This window comes from Pasteurella dagmatis (assembly GCF_900186835.1).
Classification (GTDB): domain Bacteria; phylum Pseudomonadota; class Gammaproteobacteria; order Enterobacterales; family Pasteurellaceae; genus Pasteurella; species Pasteurella dagmatis.
In genome coordinates this window covers 511,781-530,252 of the sequence record NZ_LT906448.1, presented here as the reverse complement: position 1 = coordinate 530,252, position 18,472 = coordinate 511,781, and the positions used below count along the sequence as shown (strand labels likewise).

The following is an 18,472-nucleotide window of genomic DNA, read 5'->3' as shown; positions in this document are numbered from 1 at the left end:
CTAAATCAGCCATTTTTATTTATACGTTCACCATAATTCGCTGAATACGACCTTCAGCAATTTCTTCATCTCGAATTGTCATAACCTCACACCCTGTTTCAGTCACAACAATTTGATGTTCATATTGGGCTGAATGGCTACGGTCTTTGGTTTTCACTGTCCAACCATCCCCCATTAAACGTACTTCTTTTTTACCTGCATTAATCATTGGCTCAATGGTGAACACCATTCCTGGTTGTAAAATCACCCCACCATCATCTGCATAATAATGCAAAACTTGTGGATCACAATGAAATTCAGTGCCAATACCATGGCCGCAATATTCACGTACTACGCTGAAACCTTGAGCTTCGGTGTATTTTTGCACTGCACGACCAATTTCATTCAAACGAACACCTGGTTTTACCACACGTAAACCTTGATAAAGGGCTTCTTGTGCTGCTTCACAAAGCTTTTTACTGCGAACATTGGTTTCACCTACAATGTACATTTTTGAATTATCACCAAAATAGCCATCTTTAATCACCGTCACATCAATATTAACGATATCACCATTCTTTAGAATTTTTGTATCACTCGGAATACCATGACACACCACTTCATTTAATGAAATACAAGTTGCTTTCGGGAAACCATGATAACCAAGACAAGCAGAAACAGTATTTTGCACATTCACCATATAATCGTGACAAATACGATCTAACTCGCCTGTACTAATTCCTGCTTTAACATAAGGTTCGATCATAACTAAAACGTCAGAAGCCAGCTTGCACGCCTCACGTAATTTCACAATATCCGCTTCTGTTCTCAAAGGGATTGCCATAAAAAATACTCTCCATAAAACTAAAATCGTTTGTGGATTATAACATTATATATTTTAAAAATCGCTGATAAATTCTTGAACGAATGAGTAGGTTATTAGATAATACGCAAATTCAATTAAAATCTAAGTGAGATAATTTATGACAGACATTTCTGTACCGCTAACCTTCACTGACGCAGCTGCAAATAAGGTCAAAGCACTGATTTCAGAAGAAGAAAACAACAATTTAAAACTGCGTGTTTATATTACAGGTGGCGGTTGTAGTGGTTTCCAATACGGCTTTACCTTTGACGAAAAAGTCAATGATGGTGACTTAACTATCGAAAAAGCTGGTGTACAATTAGTAATTGATCCAATGAGCTTACAATATTTAATCGGCGGCACTGTTGATTATACAGAAGGTTTGGAAGGCTCGCGCTTTATCGTCAACAACCCTAATGCATCCACAACTTGTGGCTGTGGCTCATCATTTAGTATCTAAGTATGGACTTCCAATTTACTTCATACCAAGGCAAGATTATTGCTAAATGTTCAATGGGGCACGAGGCTATCGCTAACTGGCTCAATAGTGAAGTGCGGTCAAATTCTGAAAAAATTAGAAACTTACTTCAACAAATTCAAAACATCAAACCACAACAAGAATTAACCTTTGTTGGTTCAGACTACAGTCTATTTATAAATCAAGATGAAGTAATGGCAAGAGCCAATAATTTGGTGATTGAGGATGATTCGTTGCTCGAAGATGATTTCCATTATTATGATGAAGAAAGTATTGCATTTTGCGGCACAGATGACTTTGTTCACTTTCTTCAAGCTTATCTCGACTTCATTTAATCTCACCTCCTAATGAGGCATTTTGGAGTACATTAATATGTCCAAAACGAAAGAAAAGCAACCCAGTCGAAAACTCCTCCCGTTGCTGATTTTCCTTGCCAAAATTGCCTTTACAGCTACAGTTCTGATCGCTTTTTATGGCATTTATTTAGATGGGCAGATTCGTTCCAAAATGAATGGGCAAATTTGGCGTTTGCCTGCTGAAGTTTATAGTCGCATTGAATATGTACGTATTGAAGACAAATTAAGTTTTGAACAAGTAAAACAGCTACTGTTGGAAAATGAATACCGCCAAACAACAATTGTTGCAGCCCCAGGCGATTTTAAAATCGAAAATGACACGATAGTTCTCCTTCGTCGTGCTTTTCCATTTCCTGTTCAACCGGAGGCACAACGTGTTTTCCGCTTGCGTTTCCAAAATAATCAGCTACATATTATTGAGGATCTAATCAACCAACGTAGCGTTCCTGAATTTCGTTTAGCTCCAAAATTGATTGCGATGTTGCAATCTGATAAAGAAGAACGCCTAGCTATTGCATTACATAATTATCCTCGTTTGCTGATTGATGCTCTTTTATTAACAGAAGATCGCCGTTTTTACGAACACGAAGGGATTAGCTTACTCGGCATTGCACGTGCAACACTGACTAATATTCAAGCAGGGCATACCGTTCAAGGTGGTAGCACCTTGACCCAACAATTAGTGAAAAACTTATTTTTGAGTAATGAACGAAAACTCAGCCGTAAAATCAACGAAGCTTTAATGGCGGTGATTTTGGATTATCGCTATGAGAAGAATCGCATTCTAGAAACGTATCTTAATGAAATTTATCTCGGACAAAACGGAGATACTCAAATTCACGGTTTTGAATTAGCCAGTCATTTCTATTTCGGACGTTCGACACGTGAAATTAGCCTTGACCAAATTGCACTGCTTGTAGGAATGGTGAAAGGCCCTTCGCTCTATAACCCTTGGCGCAATCCACAAAATGCTATTGAACGCCGTAATGTAGTATTACGTTTATTGTTAGATCATAAAGTGATCGGTGATGAGCTCTATCAAATTCTGATACAGCGTCCACTTGGTGTGCAAGATCGAGGAAAAATTACACGTAAATACCCTGCATTTATCCAAACTCTACAAGCGGAACTACGCCATCAATTAGGGGAAAATAAAGCGGGGAATTTACTCGGTGCGCGTATTTTTTCGACCCTCGATCCAAAACAGCAAACCTATGCTGAAAATGCCGTTGTAAATAGTACAACTAGTCTACAAAGCAAATATAAAAATCCACATTTACAAGCGGCAATGGTGATCGCTGATTATCGTTTAGGTGAGGTTCGTGCCATTGTTGGAGGGCTACAAACTCAATATGCAGGATTTAACCGTGCATTGACAGCGAGACGCCAAATTGGCTCTTTAGTCAAACCTGCAATTTATTTGACCGCACTTGCACACCCCGAGCAATTCCGACTTAATACTGCGATTAAAAATCAGCCGATTACGATCAATATTAAAGGGAGTGCGCCTTGGCAACCCCGTAACTATGATCGTAAATATAGTGGTTCAGTGATGTTAATGGATGCACTCGCACGCTCTTTAAATATTCCAACCGTAAATATTGGTATGCAATTAGGCTTAACAAAAGTAATTGAAACCCAGCAAGCAATGGGTTGGGATAAAGTAAAGATTCCCAAAGTGCCTGCAACATTATTAGGTTCTTACTCAATTTCACCTTATGAAGTAACACATTTATATCAAGTCATTGCAAACCAAGGAAAAAAAATTCCACTTGTAACGATTGATAGTATTACAGATCAACAAGGCAATTTACTCTATCAACGCCGCTTAGAACCAGAACAAATAGTACCCGCAGAGGCTGCTTATCAAACGATTTATGCAATGCAACAAGTGGTTGAACGAGGTACCGCTCGTAGCTTGCAAAACCAATTTTCGCATTTACATCTTGCTGGTAAAACAGGCACAACTAATGATGCACGAGATACTTGGTTTGTAGGCATAGATGGGCAATATGTCAGTACCGTTTGGTTAGGTCGTGATGATAATGGCGACACTAAATTGACCGGTGCATCAGGTGCATTACAAATTTATCGTGATTATTTAGAACGCTCATCACCTACAGTATTAAAACAAACTTCTTTACCAAAAATTAAATGGGTAGGCATTAATAGCTATGGTGGTTGGGATTGTTCAAGTGGACGAACGATTCCAGTTTGGGCAGAAAAAGATCAATCTTTCTGTAAGCCTATCGAACAAACACCATATCAAGAAAGTATTTGGGATGTGTTAAAACCAAGCACACCAACACCGCTAAACAGCCCTGCACCTGTGGAAGATGCTGTTGCTAATTAAAAATGAATAAGGGCAAGTGAGCTGCCCTTATTATTTCCCTGTAATTTTCCAATTACTTAACCCAGCAAGTAATTTCTTCTAAAGATTTACGTGCTTTCTTTCTGACCTCTTTAGCACGATAGCCAAAAGTCACTGCCACAGAAACCGCATATTCGTTACTATCAAATGCATTTGTTTCCGCTAAAATTTGATTTACTGCTTCGTAATCGAAGCCTTCAATTGGACAAGAATCAATCCCAATTAATGCGGCTCCTGTCATCATATTTGCTAATGCAATGTAAGTTTGTTTACTTGCCCAATCGAATAAAGTGCGGTCATTTTGCAGTACTTTTATATCATCTTTTTGAAACTTCTCATAAATTTTCAAGGCTTTAACTAATTGTTCTTCAGTTAAACCACGTTGCAATAAAGTCTGTTGAAAATCTTGTGAATCATAACGTGCATTTTTCTTTGCTAGAATAAACACTAAATGGCTTGCGTCATCTAATTGTGTTTTCATTCCCCAACTGACTGCTTTTAATTTTTCACGTAGTTCCGGATTTTGTACAACTAAAAACTTCCAAGGCTCAAAACCTACGGAACTTGGTGATAAACGCCCTAATTCTAAAATATAAGCAAAATCCTCTTCGCTAATTTTCTTTGTTGGGTCGTAATGACGAACAGCACTTCTAAAATGAAATACCTCAAGCACTTGCTCTTTGCTAATGTTATACATGCATAACTCCTTACATCTATTAAAAACTAATATATTATACGCAAAGATTTTGACAACCTGATAAAAAGTGCGGTTATTTTTTTAATTTATTTTCTTAATACAAAAAGTTTATGTAAATCAGAACATTTTTTTATTTTCTTTGTCTTATAACTTACCTAAACCAAATATTGATGGTTAGAAATTATGTAATTTTATAGTGGAGAATAAAAATGAAAAAAAAGCATTTCCTGCTGACTAGTATTGCTCTCGGATTAAGTGTTTTATCTACCCCAATGATCAGTCAAGCTAGCTTACCTACTTATGTTGAGGGGCAGGCTGTTCCAAGCCTTGCACCAATGTTAGAAAAAGTGTTACCAGCTGTAGTTTCCATCTCAGTAGAAGGTAAGCAAAAAGCAAGAGGACCATCACAATTTCACGAGATTCCAGAAGAATTCAGATTTTTTTTTGGTCCAGATATTTTCAATGATCGTGCACCACGCAGTTTCCGTGGTATTGGTTCGGGTGTAATTATTAACGCTGAAAAAGGCTATGTATTAACAAACAACCACGTGATTGATGATGCAGATAAAATTATAGTGCAATTACAAGACGGCCGTGAATTAACTGCAAAAGTGATTGGTACAGATGAGATGTCTGATGTGGCTTTAATCCAAATTGAAAAACCGAAAAATTTAACCGCAGTGAAAATTGCTGACTCCGATAAATTACGCGTAGGTGATTTCACCGTAGCTATCGGCAACCCATTTGGTTTAGGTCAAACTGTGACTTCAGGTATTGTTTCTGCTCTTGGTCGTTCAACAGGTTCAGACAGCGGTACCTATGAAAACTATATTCAAACAGATGCTGCTGTAAACCGTGGTAACTCTGGTGGCCCATTAATTAATTTACAAGGCGAGTTGATTGGTATTAATACCGCAATTATTTCACCAAGCGGTGGTAATGCTGGTATTGCTTTTGCTATCCCAAGTAATATGGCAAATAACCTTGTACAACAAATTTTAGAATTCGGTGAAGTTCGTCGCGGTATGTTAGGGATTAAAGGCGGCGAATTAAATGCAGATCTTGCGAAAGCATTCGATATTGAAGCACAACAAGGCGCATTCGTCAGTGAAGTGTTACCAAACTCTGCTGCAGAAAAAGCGGGCTTAAAAGCCGGTGATGTTGTGATTGCTATGAATGGTCAAAAAATTTCAAGCTTTGCAGAAATGCGAGCAAAAATTGCAACTTCAGGTGCTGGTAAAGAAATTGACTTAACTTACTTACGTGATGGTAAAACCCATAACACTAAAGTGACACTACAATCAGATGATCAAAATCAAGCTGATGCAAGTAGCTTACTTCCAGCCTTAACTGGTGCAGAAATGACAAACTACGATGAAAAAGGTTTAAAAGGCGTTGTAATTACCAAAGTAGCGCCAAAATCTATTGCAGAACAACGTGGCTTGAAAAAAGACGACATCATCATTGGCGTAAACCGCAAGCAAGTAGAAAATCTAGGTCAATTACGCAAAATTTTAGATAACAAACCATCTGCGATTGCATTAAATATCGTACGTGGCGACTCGAATTTCTATTTATTAATTCAGTAATATCTAACAAAAACAAAACATAAAAAAGGAGGTATTAAATACCTCCTTTTTTTATATTCAACAGTGAAAAACTCAAAAATTCACCGCACTTTACTTTAAATTATAAACCAAATCCTAAGAATAATTGCCACAATGCAATGATAATTTGTTCTTCTGGGATCACCTGTCCATTTAATTTCAATTCACCGTTTTCAATAGCAAGTTTCAAGGTTGAATTTGTTTCACCATCAACAAAAATGCCTTGTTGTGCAAGATCTGCCATCGCACTATCCGCATATAATTTCGCGTACTCATCTGCTTCTTGTGCCGGTACATTCGCTGCTTGTTGTGATATAGAAATAAATTTGGCTAATGCACTTTTATTCACATCAACATTAACTGCAAATTGTTTAAATAAACTTAAAACGTTGCCTTGTGTTAATGCATCAAAGTTACCATTTGCGAACTCAACTTTAAGATCAGAGGTTAGTTTCCCACTTTCATTAGTTAATGAAATCGGATTAATGTCTAATAACGGTTGCTTATCTAATAAGGCTCTTGCTAAAGATGCGATTTTTTCACTTGAAACTTGATCATTTATTCCTGTTTCACTCAATAAAGTTAATAACTCATTTAATGTTTTACCTTCAAGGTGATTTAACATAAGGTTAATATCTAGCTGACCAAGTGATTTACCATTAAATACAATATCCTTGATTTTACTATCAAATTTGTTATTCACAAACTCGCCATCTTTGCTGGCATTTGCTGTTATTACAATATCACGATATTCAAAGTTTTCTTCTTGATTTTCAAGCTGTTCACCTTTCAATTTAAAACTATCGATCACCAATTTTTGTGAACCAACAGGAATTTGCTCCCACTCACTTGTAGTTAATTGGCTATTTAAACTGAGTTTATTTAATTCAATAACATTTTTCTTGCCCAATTGGTTTACAGCAACCGCATTAAGACCATTTACAACCAAATCAAAATCACCTGCACCTTTTTCATCCACATTTGAAAAAGTTGCATCTAATCCTTTCCAGCTTGCCTCTAACACATCAAACGGGAACTTGATTGAAGCCATATTCACTTTACCACTAAATTTACGATCATACCCAATCGCCACGTGACTCATAAATGGATTTTGACCTTGTGCATAATCAAACCAAGCCTGAGTATCTGCATTTTTAATCAATTGATCTTTGCTAGAAAGTAAAACGGGTGCGAAGTTGAATTGGCTTAAATGATCTAATGGTAACGGACCATGATTTATTTTACCTTCCATTGGGTACTTCCAACTCTCATTTTCAATGTTAAGTTCAACATCATAGGTTACATTTGAGCTAAAAATACCTCGTTCAAATTTTACATTTACAAATTTTGCCTCCACACCAGCACTTTTTAATGTTTCTAATTGTTTGTTTGCTGAATCAATATAAGTTTTATATTCAGCTTCAACATTTTTCCCTGTGTACCAAGAAGCACCTACCCACGCTGCGCTTAATACCGCAATTACACCTAAAGTTAGTGATGATTTTTTCATAAATTTTGTCTTCCTAAATCTATGTTATGACATTGTTAAAGGTTGTACTCTACCATATCTATAAAACCTATAAAATATATTCTTACTTAGATTGATAATTATTGTTGTCCATTATTTTGCTTAAGATTTCTAAATTTGATAAAAAATTTTCATCTTCCCCTTGAACTTTCTCTTTTAAATCTTATTTAGAGAAACACAAAAGATTTGAACCCTCTTTCAATCATAAGAAAACAGAAAAATTTTTCTGGAAAGACTTGAAATAGGAAATTTAATCCTCATTTTCAGATTATAAATCGAATTAACGAATTTACTAGGAGAAACAAAATGGGAAAAATTATTGGTATTGACTTAGGTACAACAAACTCTTGCGTAGCAGTAATGGATGGTAGCACACCACGTGTTATTGAAAATGCAGAAGGCGATCGTACAACCCCGTCAATCATTGCTTATACACAAGATAACGAAACATTAGTGGGTCAACCTGCAAAACGTCAAGCAGTAACTAACCCGAAAAATACTTTATTCGCAATCAAACGTTTAATTGGTCGTCGTTTCCAAGATGAAGAAGTACAACGCGATGTGAGCATTATGCCATTCGAGATCGTTGCAGCAGACAATGGTGATGCTTGGGTAGGTGTAAAAGGCGAAAAAATGGCACCACCACAAATTTCTGCTGAAGTATTGAAAAAAATGAAAAAAACTGCAGAAGATTTCTTAGGTGAGCCAGTAACTGAAGCAGTAATTACAGTACCTGCATACTTCAACGATGCGCAACGTCAAGCCACTAAAGATGCAGGTCGTATCGCGGGTTTAGAAGTTAAACGCATCATCAACGAACCAACAGCAGCAGCACTTGCTTATGGTTTAGATAAAGGTCAAGGTAACAAAACTATCGCTGTTTACGACTTAGGTGGTGGTACATTCGACTTATCAATCATTGAAATCGATGAAGTTGGCGGCGAAAAAACTTTCGAAGTATTAGCAACCAACGGTGATACTCACTTAGGTGGTGAAGACTTCGATAACCGTGTAATTAACTACTTAGTTGAAGAATTTAAAAAAGAACAAGGTGTTGATTTACGTAATGACCCATTAGCAATGCAACGTTTGAAAGAAGCGGGTGAGAAAGCCAAAATTGAACTTTCTTCTGCACAACAAACTGATGTGAATCTTCCATACATCACTGCAGATGCAACAGGACCAAAACACTTAAACATTAAATTAACTCGTGCAAAATTAGAATCACTTGTTGAAGATTTAGTTGCTCGCTCATTAGAGCCTGTTAAAGTGGCATTAGCAGATGCAGGTTTAAGTGTGTCACAAATTGATGATGTCATCCTTGTTGGTGGTCAAACTCGTATGCCACTTGTACAACAAAAAGTAGAAGCCTTCTTTGGTAAAGCACCTCGTAAAGACGTGAACCCAGATGAAGCAGTTGCTATCGGTGCGGCAGTACAAGGTGGTGTATTAGCAGGTGATGTTAAAGACGTATTATTGTTAGACGTAACCCCACTTTCATTAGGTATCGAAACTATGGGTGGTGTGATGACAACTTTAATTGAGAAAAACACAACGATTCCTACTAAGAAATCACAAGTGTTCTCAACTGCGGAAGACAACCAAAGTGCGGTAACAATTCATGTACTTCAAGGTGAGCGTAAACGTGCAGCAGATAACAAATCTTTAGGTCAATTCAACCTAGAAGGTATCAATCCTGCACCACGTGGTATGCCACAAATTGAAGTAACTTTCGATATTGATGCTGACGGTATTATCCACGTATCTGCGAAAGACAAAGGCACTAACAAAGAGCAAAAAATCACAATTAAAGCATCTTCTGGTTTATCAGATGAAGAAATTCAACAAATGGTACGTGACGCAGAAGCGAACGCTGAAGCTGACCGTAAATTTGAAGAATTAGTTCAAGCACGTAACCAAGCAGATCATTTAGTTCATAGCACTCGTAAACAATTAAGCGAAGTAGGTGATAAGTTATCAGCGGATGATAAAGCACCAATCGAAAAAGCGGTATCTGACTTAGAAGCAGCAGTGAAAGGTGAAGATAAAGCGGAAATTGAAGCTAAGGTTCAAGCATTAATTCAGGTATCTGAAAAATTAATGCAAGCGGCTCAGCCACAACCTGATGCGCAACCGCAACAAGCACAAAGCGGAAAACCAAATGATGATGTGGTTGATGCTGAATTTGAAGAAGTGAAAGACAACAAATAATTTCACTCTCACAAAAATCTGAAGGGCGTAGCAATACGCCCTTTCGATCTATAAATCATATTCATACTTTATGGAGGAATTATGGATTCTAATGATGTTCGTAGAGCTTTTAAGGAATACAATAATGGGAAACGACCTCAAAACTCTGGTCAACCAAAATATGTATTTGTGCTCAATCCCGATGATGAGCAGTTATATCCATTAAAAATCATACGAGCATTAGCATGTCATGCTCCTGCAAATGCAGTAAATACAAGAGTCGCTGCTAAAGAACTAAGAAATTTAGGCTTTGAGGCAATAGATATTCAAACAAACGCGCTTTATCCTAATCAAAATTTCGATAGTGAATTTGATAAAAAAGTTAAAAAAGCATTACATGATTCCCCTGAAAAACGGCAAAAGAGATTAGATAGAAAAAAAATTAAAAAGCCCAGCTACTCATTTGTTAAAATCAGACAATTCCATAGAGATCCTGATGTTGTTGCTGAAGTGCTTTATCAGGCAAATGGTGTATGTGGTGCATGCAAAAAACCAGCGCCTTTTAATCGAAAAGTTGACAATATGCCATATTTAGAAGTTCACCATAAGATTCCATTATCACAAAATGGTGATGACTCTGTATCTAACTGTATTGCGCTATGCCCTAATTGCCATAGAAAAATACACTTCGGTAATAACTCATAATTAGAAGGTAAACAATGTCTTTAACACTCTATCCAATTGTTCAACAACGCCTTAACAACAAAATTGCTAATGAGGTAATTCCCTCACTATGGCAAGAAAACGCGAACTTATTACCTCAAAATGCATACTGTTATGGCGTTTATTTTAATTATGAGTCAGATAATCAAGCTGACTATGATTTTTCGATTGCTACTGAAAAAGCAATAAAGACTGATTTTCCTACTATTGATATTGAAGATTTAAGCTTCTACGAAGTATTTCGTTGTAAAGTAGATGAAATTTATCAAACTTGGCAAATTATTTGGAAAAAAGAGCAACAAGGTTTACTAAAACGTGCTTATACAATAGATTTTGAAAAATACTATCCAGATAATTCCGTGGCTATTTATATCTCTGTTGTACCACATTGTTAAGCTAAAATATGCAGTAAAACTTTTCAAAAAATGACCGCTCTTTTGCTTATATAAAATAACATTATTAACAATAAAGGAAAAATACAATGGAATTTGCGACACAATGTTTACATGCAGGATATAGCCCGAAAAATGGGGAGGCTCGCGTTCAGCCCATCGTACAAAGTACGACATTTACTTATGATTCTGCAGAAGAAATCGGCAAGTTATTTGATTTACAAGCGGCTGGCTATTTCTATACACGCTTGTCTAACCCAACAACAAATGCAGCAGAAGAAAAACTGACCGCGCTTGAAGGTGGTGTGGCAACAATGTGTACCGCCTCTGGTCAATCAGCAGTATTTTACGCAATGCTCAATATTTTAGAGGCAGGCGATCATTTTATCTCGTCTTCTTATGTCTATGGCGGTACTTACAACTTATTTGCTCATACCTTCAAAAAAATGGGCATTGAAGTGACATTTGTGGATCAAGATTTACCACTCGAAGAATTGAAAAAAGCAATTCGTCCAAATACCAAAGCTGTATTTGCAGAAACTATCGCAAACCCAGCATTACGTGTATTGGATATTGAAAAATTTGTTGCTCTTGCAAAAGCATCACAATCACCATTATTAATAGATAACACGTTTGCAACCCCATATTTCTGTCGTCCAATTGAATTTGGTGCCAATGTAGTGATCCACAGTACATCAAAATATCTAGATGGCCACGCAGTCGCACTTGGTGGTTCAATTACTGATGGCGGTAACTTTGATTGGAATAACGGCAGATTCCCACAATTAAGTACGCCAGACCAAACCTACCACGGTTTAGTTTATACCGAAACTTTTGGTCCTGCGGCATATATTGTGAAAGCGCGTGTACAATTAATGCGTGACTTAGGTGCAACACCCGCGCCACAAAACAGTTTCTTACTCAATCTTGGTATGGAAACCTTAGCTGTGCGTATGGAACGTCACTATGAAAATGCACAAGCTGTGGCAGAGTTTTTAGAAAAACATCCACAAGTAGCGAAAGTAAGCTACCCTGGTTTAACAAACTCAAAAGATCACGCATTAAAACAAAAATATTTACCAAACGGCTTATGTGGTGTGATTTCTTTTGAAATTAAAGGTGGTAGAGAAACAGCAGCAAAATGGTTAAATGCATTGAAATTAGTTTCTCGTGAAGTGCATGTTGCTGATATTCGTACTTGTGCCTTACACCCTGCAACCTCAACTCACCGTCAATTAAGCGAAATAGAGTTAGAAAATGTAGGCATTTCAGCAGGATTAATTCGTCTTTCTTGCGGTATTGAAAGTATCAAAGATCTTTTAGCAGACTTAGAACAAGCGTTCGAAGCAGCTAAATAATTAAAAATAATCAGGGCAGAAACACTTCTGCCCTATGTTAGTGCAGACTAAAGCAATAAGCTTATATTTTTTGAAAAAGAAATATCAGCTTATCTCTTTAAAAATCAGGAATAGCACAGAGATCATTCCTGATAAACAAAGAAACCCTATTTGATTTAAAGTAGTAAATAAACGGAAACAATAAATATTATGGCAAAAAAAGATTATTACGAAGTTCTTGGTGTTGAGCGTAGTGCGGATGAAAAAGAAATCAAACGTGCATATAAAAAATTGGCGATGAAATATCACCCAGACCGCACACAGGGCAACAAGGAACTAGAAGAAAAATTTAAAGAAATCCAAGAAGCCTATGAAGTGTTAAGCGACAAGCAAAAACGCGCTAACTACGACCAATACGGTCACGCTGCTTTTGAACAAGGTGGCTTTGGTGGCAGTGGTTTTGGCGGTGCTGACTTCGGTGATATTTTTGGTGATATGTTCGGTGATATTTTTGGTGGTAGTCGTGGTCGCCAACGTGTCGTTCGTGGAGATGATTTACGCTACGATCTTGAAATCAGCTTAGAAGAGGCTGTTCGTGGTACAACCAAAGATATTCAGATCAATACTCTAGTGCATTGCGATACTTGTGATGGTTCTGGTGCAGAAAAAGGCTCAAAAGTAGAAACCTGCTCAACTTGTCATGGTGCAGGTCGTGTTCGTCGTCAACAAGGCTTCTTTGTTACTGAACAAGTGTGTCCAACTTGTCATGGATCTGGTAAAAAAATTGAAAAACCTTGTGGTTCATGCCATGGAGATGGACGTGTTCATAAAAAGAAAAATCTTTCGGTGAAAATTCCACCTGGTGTTGATACAGGTAATCAATTACGTTTGTCAGGAGAGGGAGCCGCTGGTGAAAATGGTGCACCAAGTGGCGATTTATATGTAGTGATCCACGTACGCGATCATCATATTTTTGACCGTGATGGTAACAACCTTTACTGCGAGGTACCTATTAGTTTCACAATGGCAGCATTAGGTGGTGAAATTGAAGTCCCTACATTGGATGGTCGTGTAAAACTGAAAGTTCCACCTGAAACTCAAACTGGTAAACTCTTCCGTATGCGTGGCAAAGGTGTAACTTCTGCTCGTAGTGGCTATAGTGGCGATTTAATTTGTCGTATTATCGTTGAAACACCAATACAACTTAATGAAGAACAAAAAGAGCTATTACGTAAACTAGAGGAAAGTCTTGAAGGTACCAACAGCCGACCGAAGTCCTCAAGTTTCTTTGATAGTGTGAAAAAATTCTTTGATAATTTAAGCAAATAAATTTATAAAAAATAAAACCGCACTTTAAGATCTCAATCGGGTGCGGTTTTATTTTCAACAGGTTAGACCACAATAAAAATGAAAATAATTCTTATTTTTAATTAAATCAAATACAATAAGCTACTTATTTTATTAGCTAAGGAGCTTATGTATGAAATCTCTTCCCTCTTATAAATGGCTACTGCCTGCCATACCTATTTTTTCTGCTATATCATTGCCTATTTATGCTCAAAAAACAAACCTAGAGCAAATTAACGTTGAAGATAGCGTTAGCATAGAAACTAATAAAGCATCACCAGACGTAGTCAGCAAAAATGTAACGACTCTTCAAAATGAAATGATTCGGGATACACGAGATCTTGTACGCTACACTACAGATGTTGGCATTAGTGACAACGGGCGTTTCTTAAAAGGCTTTGCTATGCGCGGGGTTGAGGATAACCGTGTAGGTATTAGTATTGATGGTGTTTCTTTACCTGATTCAGAAGAAAATTCACTTTATGCTCGTTATGGTAACTTTAATAACTCACGTCTAAGCATTGATCCAGAACTGATTCAGAGAATTGACATCGTCCGTGGTTCTGACTCCTTTACTTCTGGTAGTGGGACACTTGGAGGCGGTGTAAATTATAAAACATTAGAGCCACAAAATATTGTCAAAGAAGGCAATCAATTTGGCGCCTTATTAAGAGGGGCTTATGCAAGTAAAAATCGCGAATGGATACGTACTGGCGGTATTGCGTATGTAGGTAACCAATTTGATACCCTGTTGATGTATTCACAACGAACAGGACATGAATTCAAAAGCCGAGGCTCAGGACCTGAATATCGTCATTCAAGCAGCCAGCACCCAGATCCAGTTACTCAACGTTTCCATAACTATTTAGCCAAAATAGGCTATCAAATCAATGATAATCACCGTGTTGGAGTATCAATCAATGGTCAAAAAGGTGGTCGTTATATCGATGAACGATCCTATACCTTATTTGGCTCACAATGGCGTGAGGCTGATGACCAGAATGAGCGAATCAATACTAACTTACATTATATCTATGCACCAAGTTCAGGCTGGCTATCTTATAGTAAATTTGATATTGACTATCAATATACAGATCTTGCAGCGGTCAACTATAAAGGCGGAAGAAACTACAAAACTAATGAAAAAGAACTTGATGAGATTTACGATCGCAGAATGAAAACGAAATTCACTCGAGGTTCTGTAGAATTAGTTGCTCAACCTTTTAACCTATTTGGTGAGCATACATTGACACTTAAAAGCTATATTAGTCAACGTGATTTTAAAAATATTAATGAAGACAACATTAATATGACAACATCAAAAGATAAAATCATTTACACTATCCAATATCCAATCAGAACTAAACAGTATGGGGTGTCATTAAAAGATTCCGTACATTGGAATGATACATTATCAAGTAATTTAGGCATTCGCTATGACTATACTAAACTTGAACCAAAATCATTAAATGCACCTTGTAGCCCTGCGTGTTTAGCCGAGGGTAAACCAAAATCAACCCATTTCTCAACAATCAGCACCTTTGCTAGCTTAGATACACAATTGAATCCAACTTGGACACTAGGCTACAATATTAGTACAGGTTATCGTGTTCCTACTGCATCTGAAATGTTCTTCACCTTCACTAATGCTTATGGGACTTGGAAATCTAACTCAAATCTAAAACCAGAGAGAAGTATTAACCATACAGTATCTTTAAAAGGAAATAGCGAAAAGGGCTTGTTTGATTTAACGCTTTACCAGACAAATTATCGTAATTTCTTATTTGAGCAAGAAAGTATTATCGAACAAAAGCAATATGGCAGAATTTTCCAAACTCAAGTGCAACAAATGGTCAACTTAGACAAAGCCAAAGTTTATGGTGTTGAAGTGAAAACACACTTGAATCTAGAACAATTTGTTTCTGCAATTCCAACAGGCTTTAAATTCTATGGAGCATTAGGGTATAGCAAAGGAACACTTTCTAATAACGCCAACTTACTATCAATTCAGCCACTTAAAGCAATTATTGGACTTGATTATGAAGCACCAAGTGGTAAATGGGCTATTTTCAACCGTCTCACTTATTTAGGGGCAAAGAAACCAAGAGACGCAAAAGCCTATGAAACCAAAAGCCGTTGCGTAGAATTAGTCACAGAACCTGATCCTTGGGGTGGTCCACAAATAACACGCTGTAAAAAACGAGAGCTTTATCCTGATTTATCTACTTATAAATACTTAAATCAATCAGCCTTTGTATTTGATACCTTCGGTTACTATAAAGTGACTGAGGATATCACTTTCCGAGCAGGTATTTATAACCTATTCAATAAAAAATATCATACTTGGGATGCTCTTCGTGGTATTAATGCTAATAGCACATTAAACACTGTTGATCGTGCAGGAAAAGGCTTAGAGCGTTTTTATGCACCAGGACGCAACTACGCCGCGTCACTTGAAATTCGTTTCTAAGTAAATGTTATAAAAACAAACCGCACTTTAGTATCAAAGTGCGGTTTGTTTTCAACAGTTTTACAGGACTACACGTCAAAATAAGCGTGAACAATCATGCTATTTTATTTCCAAATTAGTTTACTTGCCATTCACCGTTGACTGCAGTACCAATAACTTTAAAGTCGTGTGTAAATACAGTTAAGTTAGCGATTTTACCTACTTCAATTGAGCCTAGCTTATCATCTACACCAATGGCTTTTGCTGGATAATAGTTACACATACGTAAGGTTTCATCAAGTGGAATACCTACTTCTTTGACAGCATTTTTTACTGATTCAATCATTGTAATTGAGGCGCCGCCTAATGCTCCATTTTCATCATAGCATTTACCGTTACTGACATAGACTTTTTTGCCCACAAACATAAATGAGTCAATATCTGCCCCAGCTGCAGCAGTAGCATCAGTCACAATACAAAGTTTTTCACCTTTCACTTTTTTATCAATTTTGACATTCGCAAAATTAACGTGCAAACCATCCACAATAATACCTGTATAAATATCTGTATCCAATACTGCGCCTACTACCCCCATATCACGTCCAGAACTAATTGGTGACATTGCATTATGTAAGTGAGTAGCAAAACTTGCTCCATTTCCAAACGCTTTTTTCGCAACATCATAAGTAGCATTTGAGTGCCCAATAGAAACAATAATGCCTTTCTTAACAAATTCAGGAATATATTGTGCTGTTGGATTTTCAGCCGCTAAAGTAAGTTTAGTAATCACATCAGCGTTATCACATAAAAATGCTTTCATCTCCGGACTAATCTCACGAATATATTCAGGACGGTGAACACCCTTTTTCTCAACACTTAAATAAGGACCTTCTAAATGCAAACCTAATGCTTGGTTTTTATATTTTCCTAAATATTCACGCATTACTGAAACAGCTTGTTTCATTCCTTCATCAGGAGAAGTGATAAACGTTGGTAAATAACTAGTTGTTCCCGATCTTAGATTGGTTTCTTGCATAATCTCGAGAGTTTTCACCGAAATATCTTCATTAAACATCACTCCACCACAGCCATTTAATTGAAGATCGATAAACCCTGCGGTTAAATTATTACCGTTCAAATCAATTCTTTCGATGCCTTCTGGCAAATCTTGCTCAGAAACAACTGCACTTATTTTATCGCCATCTACAATCACGGCTTTACCATAAAGCACTTCATTCGCGGTATAAATCACACCATTTGTAAATGCATACATAATTTGTCTCCTATAATACGCTGTGAATTGCTCTCGCCTCTAACTCAGTAAAATATTTTACTGTTTTCACTTTAAGTTCTTGGGTTGCAGGCTCATCACAGACGACTAATGCATGGCGGTGCATTTGTAATGCGCTTACTGTCCAGAGATGGTTAACACAACCTTCTACACAGGCTTGTAATGCAAGTGCTTTATTGTAGCCAGTCACTAAAATCATTACCTCTTCTGCATCAAGTAAAGTTGCTACCCCAACAGTTAATGCATATTTAGGCACCTTAGTAATATCGTTATCAAAGAAACGTGAGTTAGCTATTAAGGTATCCTCTGTCAAAGTTTTAATACGAGTACGAGATGCTAAAGAAGAAGCCGGTTCATTAAATGCAATATGCCCATCAACACCAACTCCGCCCATAAATAAATTGATCTTACCGTAAGATTTAATTTTCTCTTCATAACGGCGGCATTCAGCATCATGATCATCAGTGTTACCGTCTAAGATATTAATATTTTTTTCTTGAATATTAATGTGATCAAAAAAGTTTCTATACATAAATGAGTGATAGCTTTCAGGATGCTCTTTTGGCAATCCAACATATTCATCCATATTAAAAGTCACTACATTTTCAAAACTTACCTCACCAGCCTTGTATAATGAAATAAGTTCTTGATAAGTTTTTAATGGTGTTCCGCCTGTTGGTAATCCTAAAACAAACGGCTTTTTCTCTGTTGGGCTAAATTGATTGATACGATCTACAATATAACGAGCTGACCACTTAGCAACTTGATCTGCATTTTTTAATGGAATTAAACGCATTGACTATATCCTCTTTATTGTATGTAAAATATGATTATATTCAGTTTAAAGTGTTCATTTTTAAAA

Annotated in this window: 15 protein-coding genes; 10 read left to right on the top strand and 5 right to left on the bottom strand. The window is 36.9% G+C overall.

Annotated features, from left to right (window positions below; genetic code table 11):
• Positions 1-19: 19 nt before the first annotated feature.
• Positions 20-823 carry a type I methionyl aminopeptidase gene (gene map, locus CKV78_RS02510; protein ID WP_005764374.1) on the bottom strand — a complete coding sequence of 268 codons (804 nt, stop codon included), beginning with the start codon at positions 821-823 and terminating at the stop codon, positions 20-22.
• Between the two features lie 139 nt (positions 824-962).
• Here map and erpA point away from each other — a divergent pair, with 139 nt between their 5' ends.
• The 3 genes from erpA to mrcB are packed head-to-tail and all read left to right on the top strand — an operon-like array spanning position 963 to position 4,031.
• Positions 963-1,304 (top strand): iron-sulfur cluster insertion protein ErpA, encoded by a 342-nt coding sequence (erpA, locus tag CKV78_RS02505; RefSeq protein WP_005764376.1) that lies wholly within the window; start codon positions 963-965, stop codon positions 1,302-1,304.
• Between the two features lie 2 nt (positions 1,305-1,306).
• Positions 1,307-1,657: a YacL family protein gene (locus CKV78_RS02500; protein ID WP_005764378.1), complete on the top strand. Its 351-nt coding sequence runs from the start codon at positions 1,307-1,309 to the stop codon at positions 1,655-1,657.
• Positions 1,658-1,694: 37 nt separating this feature from the next.
• Complete coding sequence (mrcB, locus tag CKV78_RS02495; protein WP_005764380.1) at positions 1,695-4,031, top strand: penicillin-binding protein 1B; 2,337 nt, start codon at positions 1,695-1,697, stop codon at positions 4,029-4,031.
• Between the two features lie 52 nt (positions 4,032-4,083).
• Here mrcB and CKV78_RS02490 read toward each other — a convergent pair whose 3' ends face one another.
• Entirely contained in the window at positions 4,084-4,746 is a 663-nt protein-coding gene (locus tag CKV78_RS02490) for an NAD(P)H-dependent oxidoreductase (protein ID WP_005764383.1), read from the bottom strand.
• A gap of 209 nt (positions 4,747-4,955) precedes the next feature.
• Here CKV78_RS02490 and CKV78_RS02485 point away from each other — a divergent pair, with 209 nt between their 5' ends.
• Positions 4,956-6,335: a Do family serine endopeptidase gene (locus CKV78_RS02485; RefSeq protein ID WP_005764385.1), complete on the top strand. Its 1,380-nt coding sequence runs from the start codon at positions 4,956-4,958 to the stop codon at positions 6,333-6,335.
• A gap of 100 nt (positions 6,336-6,435) precedes the next feature.
• Here CKV78_RS02485 and CKV78_RS02480 read toward each other — a convergent pair whose 3' ends face one another.
• On the bottom strand, positions 6,436-7,863 hold the full coding sequence (locus tag CKV78_RS02480) for a YdgA family protein (protein WP_005764388.1): 1,428 nt from the start codon (positions 7,861-7,863) through the stop codon (positions 6,436-6,438).
• 324 nt (positions 7,864-8,187) lie between these two features.
• Here CKV78_RS02480 and dnaK point away from each other — a divergent pair, with 324 nt between their 5' ends.
• The 6 genes from dnaK (at position 8,188) to CKV78_RS02450 (ending at position 16,340) form a co-directional block, all read left to right on the top strand.
• Positions 8,188-10,092: a molecular chaperone DnaK gene (gene dnaK / locus CKV78_RS02475; RefSeq protein WP_005764390.1), complete on the top strand. Its 1,905-nt coding sequence runs from the start codon at positions 8,188-8,190 to the stop codon at positions 10,090-10,092.
• Between the two features lie 81 nt (positions 10,093-10,173).
• Entirely contained in the window at positions 10,174-10,776 is a 603-nt protein-coding gene (locus tag CKV78_RS02470) for an HNH endonuclease (protein WP_005764392.1), read from the top strand.
• Between the two features lie 14 nt (positions 10,777-10,790).
• Positions 10,791-11,189, top strand: a complete 399-nt coding sequence (locus CKV78_RS02465; RefSeq protein ID WP_005764394.1) for a GyrI-like domain-containing protein — start codon at positions 10,791-10,793, stop codon at positions 11,187-11,189.
• Between the two features lie 86 nt (positions 11,190-11,275).
• Positions 11,276-12,544: an O-acetylhomoserine aminocarboxypropyltransferase/cysteine synthase family protein gene (locus CKV78_RS02460; protein ID WP_005764396.1), complete on the top strand. Its 1,269-nt coding sequence runs from the start codon at positions 11,276-11,278 to the stop codon at positions 12,542-12,544.
• 189 nt (positions 12,545-12,733) lie between these two features.
• Positions 12,734-13,852 carry a molecular chaperone DnaJ gene (dnaJ, locus tag CKV78_RS02455; RefSeq protein WP_005764398.1) on the top strand — a complete coding sequence of 373 codons (1,119 nt, stop codon included), beginning with the start codon at positions 12,734-12,736 and terminating at the stop codon, positions 13,850-13,852.
• A 151-nt stretch (positions 13,853-14,003) separates the two neighbouring features.
• A complete protein-coding gene (locus CKV78_RS02450) occupies positions 14,004-16,340 on the top strand; it encodes a TonB-dependent hemoglobin/transferrin/lactoferrin family receptor (RefSeq protein ID WP_005764400.1) in 2,337 nt (778 codons plus the stop codon).
• A 115-nt stretch (positions 16,341-16,455) separates the two neighbouring features.
• Here CKV78_RS02450 and nagA read toward each other — a convergent pair whose 3' ends face one another.
• Together nagA and nagB are read right to left on the bottom strand one after the other, a co-directional pair.
• Positions 16,456-17,592 carry an N-acetylglucosamine-6-phosphate deacetylase gene (gene nagA / locus CKV78_RS02445; RefSeq protein ID WP_005764402.1) on the bottom strand — a complete coding sequence of 379 codons (1,137 nt, stop codon included), beginning with the start codon at positions 17,590-17,592 and terminating at the stop codon, positions 16,456-16,458.
• Between the two features lie 10 nt (positions 17,593-17,602).
• Entirely contained in the window at positions 17,603-18,406 is an 804-nt protein-coding gene (gene nagB, locus CKV78_RS02440) for a glucosamine-6-phosphate deaminase (protein ID WP_005764403.1), read from the bottom strand.
• Positions 18,407-18,472 lie beyond the last annotated feature (66 nt).